This window comes from Pseudomonas sp. GW460-LB5 (assembly GCF_059423245.1).
In genome coordinates this window covers 70585-79320 of the sequence record NZ_JBWKXT010000027.1, presented here as the reverse complement: position 1 = coordinate 79320, position 8736 = coordinate 70585, and the positions used below count along the sequence as shown (strand labels likewise).

Genomic DNA, 8736 nt, shown 5'->3' with positions numbered 1-8736 from the left:
AGGGGAGCCCGCAGAATACGGAGTTTTTTGTACGCTAAGCCCCGCGTGATGGCTGTAAGCCGCAACGGGCATGGACTGCGTCCAGTTGAAGTACGCCCTAACTAGGCGTCAGGCCGGAACCTTGGGCCGCGTCAGGATAGGGCCGATTCCAGCATTTTCTGACGCCTCGCCGGCAACCTCTAGGGCCTCAACCTGACAGGCCGTACGCTTAACGTACGATTTTTTCCGTTTTCTCTATCGTCCCCTGTACATACCGTCACGCGACGATTTGCTGCAGCTGTATGAGAGCGACGTTAGATCGGCGTACGCCGACCGGCTCGATGGTTACCGTCGATACCTGGAAAATCGGGAAGGCAGCTTGCGCCAGATGGCCAGCCACTGTGGCGCGGAACTCGGTGCGGCGCACAAGCGCTGCAAGCGCGACCTGGTGTTTTCATTCCTGCAGGTGGAACGGCTGAACGGGCTGGACATAACTCCGACCCTGGCAGAAAACCTCTGCGCAAAGCTGCTCGGGAGAGGGGTGGACGTACGAATTGCGCTGGAGAAGTTCGCAACGCAGGGGCGCACAGCCGCTAACAAATCAAAGGTCAGTCCTGAGATCCTGGATCAGCTGGAGGCGACTCTGGAGCCGATGGTACAAGCCCTGATCATGGCCATGAAAGAGATCCGTGTCCGCTACCGGGATGACTTCGATGACTGCGTAGCACATCGCCGGTTTAAGCCCTAAGACATATATGTGTTAGGACGTAGGTTCGGAGGCCTGCGCCTTGGACTTGAGGATCCAAGGGTGCAGCCCTTGGTCGCCGAAGGCCGCTCCTGCGCAGTCGCCCAGCCCACACACAAAATCGTCCAGTGAGCGGGGCCCCAACAAGGGCCATAGCGAGCGGTGCAGTTGTCCACGGACCAGGTGTGCATCACCGCCTGGGCGGTGGGCAACTGCAGGGCGATTTCCTGAGCCATGCGCGGTCTTGAATGGGCTGGGCGACTGCGCCCGGCCTCCAGGCCGGCCCCAACCGCTCTGCTGTAGCCGGGGTTTGGGGAGCAATGGAACCAAAAACCAACGTAAGCCCTACCACCTGCGCTCGGTGCCTTCTTCCCAGGCATCCGCCTCGATGAAGCAGTTGCGCATGTCGGCTTCCTGGCTGATCTCGGTCAGCAGGTCGTGCACGGTCTTGTCCAGCTCGTCGTCGCTTCGATACGAAATGGCCAACTCGTAGTGGCCCGACTCCAGCCGTTTCATGCCGTAGGGTTCCAGGCAGTAGCGCTCGATGTTCTCCTTGGCCCGTTTCCGGCCGCGCACGAACTTGCTGTTATTCACCACCGCCAGGCGCAGGGTGACGGTGGCCACCCGCTCGACAGCGGGCGGCTCTGCCGGCGATGACGACGAGGCCGTGATCTGCTGATCGCGTGACCGGGCGCTCTTCTGGTATGCGCCGATCTCGACACCCCGGTGGCGCAGGTAGCTGTACAGTGTGCTCTTGGAGATGTGTAGCTTCTCGCCGATGGCGCTGACGCTCAGGCGACCCTCGCGGTACAGCGTTTGCGCCGCCATGGCGGTGGCCTCGGCCTTGGCGGGCAGACCCTTGGGACGGCCACCGATCCGGCCCCGCGACCGTGCGGCCGACAGGCCCGCCTGAGTCCGCTCGCGGATCAGCTCGCGCTCGAACTCGGCCAGCGAGGCGAACAGGTTGAACACCAGGCGGCCTTGGGCATGGGTGGTGTCGATGGGGTCATTCAGGCTCTGCAAGCCGACCTTACGCTCTGCCAGCTCGCCGACCAGCTCGACCAGGTGCTTGAGCGAGCGCCCGAGGCGATCCAGTTTCCAGATCACCACGGCATCACCCGGACGCACGTTGGCCAGCAGTTTGTCCAGTTCCGGACGGGCGCTTTTCGCGCCGCTGGCGATGTCTTGGTAGATGCGTTCGCACCCGGCCTGTTTCAGGGCATCGACTTGTAGGTCGGCTTTCTGATCCCGAGTGCTCACTCGCGCATAACCGATCTTCATCAAAAGTACCGTTTACTCGACTACGTTAGTAATAGTTGAACTTTGATAAAGCGTACCAGTTATTTGAACCGTAGCGTGGGGAGCTTAACGAACCGAGCCATTCCTCGATAGAGTTCGGCAAAACCTTGGTTTTCCCGAACTAACCAGACGCCACAAGGGTTTGCGGGCAGGCGCTGGGCTTAAGTGCACTTTCTGTTCCGTTGCTCCCCAAACCCCGATATCACCCAGGTCGACAAACTGCTGCACGGTAACGAGAACGTCGTCTGCGCCGATGCCGGCTACACCGGCGTCGAAAAGCGCCCCGAACATGCGGGCCGCGAAGTGATCTGGCAGGTCGCAGCACGCCGCAGCACCTACAAGAAGCTCGATAAACGCAGCGCCCTGTACAAAGCCAAGCGCAAGATCGAGAAGGCCAAGGCACAAGTGCGAGCGAAGGTCGAGCACCCGTTTCGAGTGATCAAGCGCCAGTTCGGTTACGTGAAGGTGCGCTTCCGTGGCCTGGCCAAGAACACCGCTCAGCTGGTGACGCTGTTCGCGCTGTCGAACCTATGGATGGCGCGCCGACATTTGCTGACTACCGCAGGAAAGGTGCACCTGTAATGCGGAAAATGGCTGCTGCGAGGTGCTCGCGGCGGCCAAAAACGGAGAACTGAGCGGGTTACCTGGTCGATTTTGATCGACGGCCCGCTTTCAAAAGCAGCAAGGGCTGAAGTCGACCGGAAATACAGGGTTACTTCAGACCTTCCCTTATTGAGATAGGACGGCCGTTTATTATTCAGCTGTGGTCACTGGCCGTTTCCTATCATTGCTGCCGAAAACTAACCGGAGCATGAGTAACTCATTACGATTCTGAAAGGTTGCCCGGCCTATGCCGGGCAACGCAACAACTCAGCTTTCGTCCAACCCCCATATCCAGTGGGCATCGATCAACAGCGACAGATGGGTGCGCAGCGTATCCGCGTGGGCCTGCAGGGCGCTGGTAGACGATGCGACGGCTTGCCGGCGAGCCAGCAACAACGACTGCAGATCCACCTCGCCCAGTTCGTAGGCACGCTGCATCTGTGCTTCGTTCTGGGTCATGGCAGCGGCGCCATCCTTCGCGATCAGGTAGCTCTCGTAAGCACCTGAAGCCAGTTCGACGTCACGGGCAATCCCGGCTTCCAGCTCGCGTTTGGCCAGGTCGACATCCTCGCGAGCCGCATTCTCCTGGGCCAGCGCCTGGCTGTAGCGAGCACTGCGCGACCCGCTGGGGATCGGCATGCTGAAGCTGACACCGTAGATGCGCTCACGGTTGCCCTGCTCGGAGGCGGTGAATACCCCCAACGTAGGATCCGGCACCCTGTCAGCCTTCGCCCGGGCCGATTGCCCCTGATTTCTCAGCAGAGAGGCTTCGACCCGACGCAGCACATCGCTTTCGGCCAGGATCCGCTCGCGCCAGGTGTCGTACTGACCGAGTTCGGCCGAAGGAATGGGCAGATCAACCACTTTGCGCTCGATGCCAGGGAAGCGCCGCGACAGTGTTGCCCAGCTCGCAGCGGCTTTTATCTTGGCTTCGTTGCCTTGTCGCAGTTGCTCGGCCACTTCCGCCTTGACCAGGCTTACATCCAGCTTAGAGGCGTCACCCGCACGGTTGCGTTTTTCCGCCGCCGCCAGGCTTTCCTTGGCTGAGGCCAGGCCTTTATTGGCGATGGTGAGCGCGTGCTCCGACACCAGCCAATCCAGCCACAGGGTCATCAGTTCCCGCGCGGCTTCATGACGGACTTCGCCATAGGTGGCATCTGCCAATCGCAGCGTTGCCGAACTGATGTCCTGGTCGGCACTGGCCTTGCCAGGCAGGCGCACCGTGCGCTCGATACCCACGTTCCATTCGTTGTAGTTGGGGCCAGCGTCGGTACGCCGTTGCTGGCCGATTGCCGTGGCCGTCCATTCATAAGGCGAACGCCGGATGATGCCAGCCTCCAGCATGGCGGCATCCATGCTGGAGCGTGCCGAGGCCACGCGGGGATCGGCGTTGAGCAGCGACACCACCAGCGGCTTGGGCAGAATGTTTGCCGGAGCGGCAGGTTGCGCCACGGCCGTGCCACACACACTGATCAGCAGAGCCAGGGGAACAAGGCGCTTCATCACACGAACTCCCCAAAGTTACTGACCTGGACCGTCCAATAGCGCAGCCCGGTATTTGGAAACTCCTCCTTGAGGGATTGCAGCACCTCCGTGAGTTGCTGCCGTTCCACCACGAGTTGGATCTGCACAGCCTTGGCCCGCCCCATGACACGCTCCATCGGATTGAGTGCCGCGGTGGACAGCCCGTGCGCCGCAACCGGTGTGCTGGTGAAGATCTGGTTCCCCGTCACGACCAGGAGGTGGTCGATGAGCTTCTCCTCCAAGCTTGGGGTGCAGAGCAGCGTCAACCAGGTATCAGGCATCTTTGGCCTCCTTTTTCGCGTGGGCGAATCGCAGATAGAGAATCGGGAGCAACATGAGGGTGAGCGCGGTGACGGTGATCAAACCGCCGATCACCACGATGGCCAACGGCCGCTGGATCTCGGAGCCGGGCCCGGTAGCGAACAACAGTGGGACCAGACCGAAGGCGGTGATCGAGGCGGTCATCAGTACCGGGCGTAACCGGCGACGGGCACCCTGGAGCACCACTTCCCGCAGTGGCAGGCCTTCGCCATGCAACTGGTTGAAGTAACTGACCAGCACGATGCCGTTGAGCACCGCGATACCCAACAAAGCGATGAACCCCACCGACGCTGGCACCGAGAGGTACTCGCCAGTGACCCACAGCGCGACGATGCCGCCCACCAGGGCGAAGGGGATGTTGCTGAGGATAAGCAACGCCTGGCGCACGGAGCCGAAGGTCGAGAACAGCAGGACGAAGATCAGACCAAGCGCCACGGGAACGACGATGGACAGCCGGGCAGCCGCACGCTGCTGGTTCTCGAACTGGCCGCCCCAGCTGATGCGATAGCCGTTGGGCAGTTCCACCTGCTGAGCCACCAGCGCCTTGGCCTCCTCGACGAAGCCGACCAGGTCACGACCGCTGACGTTGGCGATCACCACGCTGTAGCGGCTGCCCATTTCCCGGTCGATCTTCACCGGGCCATCGGCACGCTCCAGTCTCGCCACGCTGCTCAGCGGAATGGTCTGGCCATCCGGCGTGGTGATCCGCACCGCGTTGAAGTCCGCCGGCGACGTGCGCACCGACTCGTCCGAGCGAATGAGGATCGGCGTGCGCTGGTTGCCTTCGATCACCAGGCCGGCCTGCTGGCCTTCGATCTGCACGCGCAGTGCATCCTGGATGGCCTCGACGCTCAGGCCGAAACGGCCAGCCTGCAGCCGGTCGATCTCCACGCGCAGATACTGCACACCGTCGTTCTGCACGGTGTAGACGTCCTGGTTGCCCTGCACAGTCTTGAGCAGCGACTCGATCTTGCCGCCCAGTTGGCTCAGGGTGCCCAGGTCAGGGCCATAGATCTTCACGGCGAGGTCGCCGCGCACACCGATGATCATCTCGGAGACGCGCATCTCGATGGGCTGGGTAAAGCTGTAGCCGATACCCGGCATTGGATCGAGCACCTTGCGGACCTCGTCCATCAGCTCTTCCTTGGTGTCCATCCGCCATTCGCTCATGGGCTTGAGCAGCAGGTAGGTATCGGTCTGGTTCAGGCCCATGGGATCAAGACCGATCTCGTCGGAACCGGCCCGCGCCACGATGCCCCGGATCTCCGGGACCGCTGCCATCAGCGCGGTCTGGATCTTCTTGTCCAGCTCGGCCGTCTGTTCGAGGCTGACCGATGGCAGTTTCTCGATACCCACGATCAGGTCGCCTTCATCCATGGTCGGCATGAAGGTCTTGCCCACCTGGGTGTAGACCAGGCCAGCGACGACCAACATGGCGCCAGCGATGATCGCGATCAGTTTCTGCCGGCCAAGCCCCCACTCCAGCACCGGGCCATAGATGCCCAGCAGCTTGCGGGCAAGCCAGGGGTCTTCGTGCTTGACCTCGCGCAGCAGGTAGGAGGACAGCACGGGGATCACGGTCAGCGACAGCAGCAACGATCCCGCCAGAGCGAAGACGATGGTCAGCGCCACCGGGACGAAGAACTTGCCTTCGAGGTCCTGCAGGGTGAGCAGCGGCAGGAACACCGTGATGATGATCAGGATGCCGGACGTCACCGGTACCGCGACCTCGCGCACCGCCCGGTAGATGATGTGCAGACGCGGCAGCTTGCCACCGGAAGGATCGGTGGCCAGACGCTGGACGATGTTCTCGACCACCACCACCGCGGCATCCACCAACATGCCGATGGCAATGGCCAGCCCTCCCAGACTCATCAGGTTGGCGGACATGCCGACGAAGCGCATCAGGATGAAGGTGATCAACGCCGCCAGCGGAAGTACCAGGGCAACCGTCAGCGCTGCGCGAACGTTGCCGAGGAACAGGGCCAGCAACACGATGACCAACACGGTGGCCTCGATCAGCGCCTTGGACACAGCCCCTACCGCTTTATCGACCAGCGACGAGCGATCGTAGAAGCTGGTGATGGTGATGCCTTTCGGTAGTGTGGCCTCCAGTTCCTTGAGCTTCAGTTGCACACCGGCGACCACTTGGCGGGCGTTGGCGCCAGCCAGGCCGAGCACCAGGCCTTGCACAGCCTCGCCCTTGCCATCCTGGGTCACCACGCCGTAGCGGGTCAGGGTGCCAAGGCGAACCTCGGCCAGGTCGCCAACCCGCACCGGGCTGGAGCTGTTGGAATTGACCACAACGGCCCGCAGGTCATCCAGGGTGCGGATGCTGCCCTCGCTGCGTACCAGCAGGACTTCGTCACCTTCACCCAGTCGGCCGGCACCGTCGTTACGGTTGTTGGTGTTGACCGCGTTGGTCAGCTGCTCAAGGCTCACGCCGCTGGCAGCCATGCGGATGGGATCTGGCAGTACCTCGAAGGTCCTGACCTGGCCACCGAGGGAGTTCACATCCGCCACGCCAGGTACGGTACGCAGCGCCGGCCGGATCACCCAGTCGAGCAGGCTGCGACGTTCGACCAGAGACAAGGTTGTACCGTCCACCGTGAACATAAACATCTCGCCCAGCGGTGTGGTGATCGGCGCCATGCCGCCACTGATGCCGTCCGGCAGGCTGTCGCTCAGGTTGCCGAGACGCTCGGAAACCTGTTGCCGCGCCCAGTAGATGTCAGTGCCATCCTGAAAATCGATGGTGACATCGACCAGGCCGTACTTGGTGACCGAGCGCAGGATCTTGGTCTTGGGAATACCGAGCATTTCCACTTCGATCGGCACGGCAATCCGGCTTTCAACTTCTTCCGGGGTCATCCCCGGTGCCTTCATGATCACCTTGACCTGGGTGCTGGCCACATCAGGGAAGGCATCGATGGGCAGCCCACGGTAGGCATACCAGCCCGCGCCGGTCAGCAACAGCGTCGCCAGCACCATGAACAGGCGCTGGGACAAAGAGAATTGGATAAGACGGCTCAGCATCACTCACCGTCCTCTTCAAGCCAGGCGCCTTTCAGCGCAATCACGCCGGCGACGGCAACCTGGTCCTGTTCGCTGATGTTGCCCTGGACACGGACCAGTTGCCCCGCGCTGGCTTCGACCTTGACCGGGCGGGCTTCAAAACCGTCGGGCGTGCGGACGAACACCACGGAGTCGGTCTTGTTGCGAGCGACGGCAGACAGAGGGATGTCCCAGGATTTGCCAGCGGCCTGAACCGGGATCTCCACGGTGACGAGCTCGCCGGGACGCAGGGCGCCGTTGGCATTTTCGATTTCGGCGCGCAGCACCACGAACTGGCTGGTAGCCGAGAGGGTCGGGCTCAGGTTGATGACACGCCCATTAATGCCCTTGTCGACCACCGTTACGCCCGCGCCCGGCTGAATGCCAATACTGGCCGCGGCCGGAATCTGCACGTCCAGCCACAGCGCATCGACCTGGGTGATGTTCAGCAGCGACGTGGCACCGTCGACCCGCTGGCCGGGCCGGACCGAGATGTTGCTGACAATGCCGTCCTGAACGGCGCTGAGGGTGATCCTGTCGGAAGGAATCCCGGAGCGGATGACCTGCTCGATCATGGCCGGGGTCATTCCCGCCAGGGCCAGTTCGGCCTTGGTCTGCACCAGAGTCGCTTCCGCTTCCTTCAGCGTTGCCTGGGCTTCCTGCGCCCGACGCTGCGGAATGATGCCCTCATCGAACAGCTTCTGTTCCCGGGTGTAGGCCTGCCGGGCCAGCGTGGCGCGGGCAGATGCCTGCAACAGCTGGAGCTGGAGCTGGCTCATCGCCGGACTGGACAGGCGCACGACCGGCTCGCCTTTGCGAACGGCCTGGTACTCGCCCACCAGCAGTTGCACCACCACACCTTCAAGTGGGGAACTGACGATCTGCTCCGCTTTCGGAGGCACGACAACCTGGCCGGGATATCGCGTGCTGACCGTCTGTTTCATGCTTTGCACAGCAGACGTCTTGATACCCAGCGCTTGAATCTGTTCATTGGCGACAGAGAACTTCTCAGCACTCATGGCAGGCCCTGAAATAATAAAAGCGATGGCGAAAGAGAGCCCCTTTACACTGCGCAGATAATGTTCGTTATTCATCGAAAGTTCCCCGTGAAGCGCCATGACATGGGCATGCTTTAGACCTGTCTTTGAGGATTTTTAAATCGCAAGGCGAGCGCGGTCGCAGGACACACATGAGTAACCCACTCGTCTGCT

6 protein-coding genes and 1 pseudogene are annotated in these 8736 nt (G+C 61.9%); 2 read left to right on the top strand and 5 right to left on the bottom strand.

Annotated features, from left to right (window positions below; genetic code table 11):
• Positions 1 to 358 precede the first annotated feature (358 nt).
• Positions 359 to 727, top strand: a complete 369-nt coding sequence (locus tag AC07XM_RS17450; RefSeq protein ID WP_146018900.1) for a hypothetical protein — start codon at positions 359 to 361, stop codon at positions 725 to 727.
• Between the two features lie 342 nt (positions 728 to 1069).
• Here AC07XM_RS17450 and AC07XM_RS17445 read toward each other — a convergent pair whose 3' ends face one another.
• Positions 1070 to 2005, bottom strand: a complete 936-nt coding sequence (locus tag AC07XM_RS17445; RefSeq protein WP_003089068.1) for a recombinase family protein — start codon at positions 2003 to 2005, stop codon at positions 1070 to 1072.
• Positions 2006 to 2221: 216 nt separating this feature from the next.
• Here AC07XM_RS17445 and AC07XM_RS17440 point away from each other — a divergent pair.
• Positions 2222 to 2605, top strand: a pseudogene (locus AC07XM_RS17440) (transposase); the annotation flags it as partial.
• A gap of 288 nt (positions 2606 to 2893) precedes the next feature.
• Here the strand turns inward: AC07XM_RS17440 and AC07XM_RS17435 are convergent.
• From AC07XM_RS17435 to AC07XM_RS17420, 4 genes are read right to left on the bottom strand one after another with little or no spacing between them, the layout of a single operon-like run.
• Entirely contained in the window at positions 2894 to 4129 is a 1236-nt protein-coding gene (locus AC07XM_RS17435) for a TolC family protein (protein WP_003089075.1), read from the bottom strand.
• A complete protein-coding gene (locus AC07XM_RS17430) occupies positions 4129 to 4431 on the bottom strand; it encodes a DUF3240 family protein (RefSeq protein WP_003288512.1) in 303 nt (100 codons plus the stop codon). The genes AC07XM_RS17435 and AC07XM_RS17430 overlap by 1 nt, the downstream gene beginning before the upstream one ends.
• Positions 4424 to 7507: an efflux RND transporter permease subunit gene (locus AC07XM_RS17425; protein ID WP_003089077.1), complete on the bottom strand. Its 3084-nt coding sequence runs from the start codon at positions 7505 to 7507 to the stop codon at positions 4424 to 4426. The genes AC07XM_RS17430 and AC07XM_RS17425 overlap by 8 nt, the downstream gene beginning before the upstream one ends.
• Positions 7507 to 8619, bottom strand: coding sequence for an efflux RND transporter periplasmic adaptor subunit (locus tag AC07XM_RS17420; RefSeq protein ID WP_023628708.1), 1113 nt, complete (start codon positions 8617 to 8619; stop codon positions 7507 to 7509). Before AC07XM_RS17420 ends, AC07XM_RS17425 begins: the two co-directional genes overlap by 1 nt.
• Positions 8620 to 8736 lie beyond the last annotated feature (117 nt).

Bases quoted from the DNA above. Each gene is read 5' to 3' on its own strand.
- AC07XM_RS17435 (WP_003089075.1), bottom strand. From the start codon at position 4,129: ATGAAGCGCCTTGTTCCCCTGGCTCTGCTGATCAGTGTGTGTGGCACG.
- AC07XM_RS17445 (WP_003089068.1), bottom strand. From the start codon at position 2,005: ATGAAGATCGGTTATGCGCGAGTGAGCACTCGGGATCAGAAAGCCGAC.
- AC07XM_RS17420 (WP_023628708.1), bottom strand. From the start codon at position 8,619: ATGAATAACGAACATTATCTGCGCAGTGTAAAGGGGCTCTCTTTCGCC.
- AC07XM_RS17430 (WP_003288512.1), bottom strand. From the start codon at position 4,431: ATGCCTGATACCTGGTTGACGCTGCTCTGCACCCCAAGCTTGGAGGAG.
- AC07XM_RS17425 (WP_003089077.1), bottom strand. From the start codon at position 7,507: ATGCTGAGCCGTCTTATCCAATTCTCTTTGTCCCAGCGCCTGTTCATG.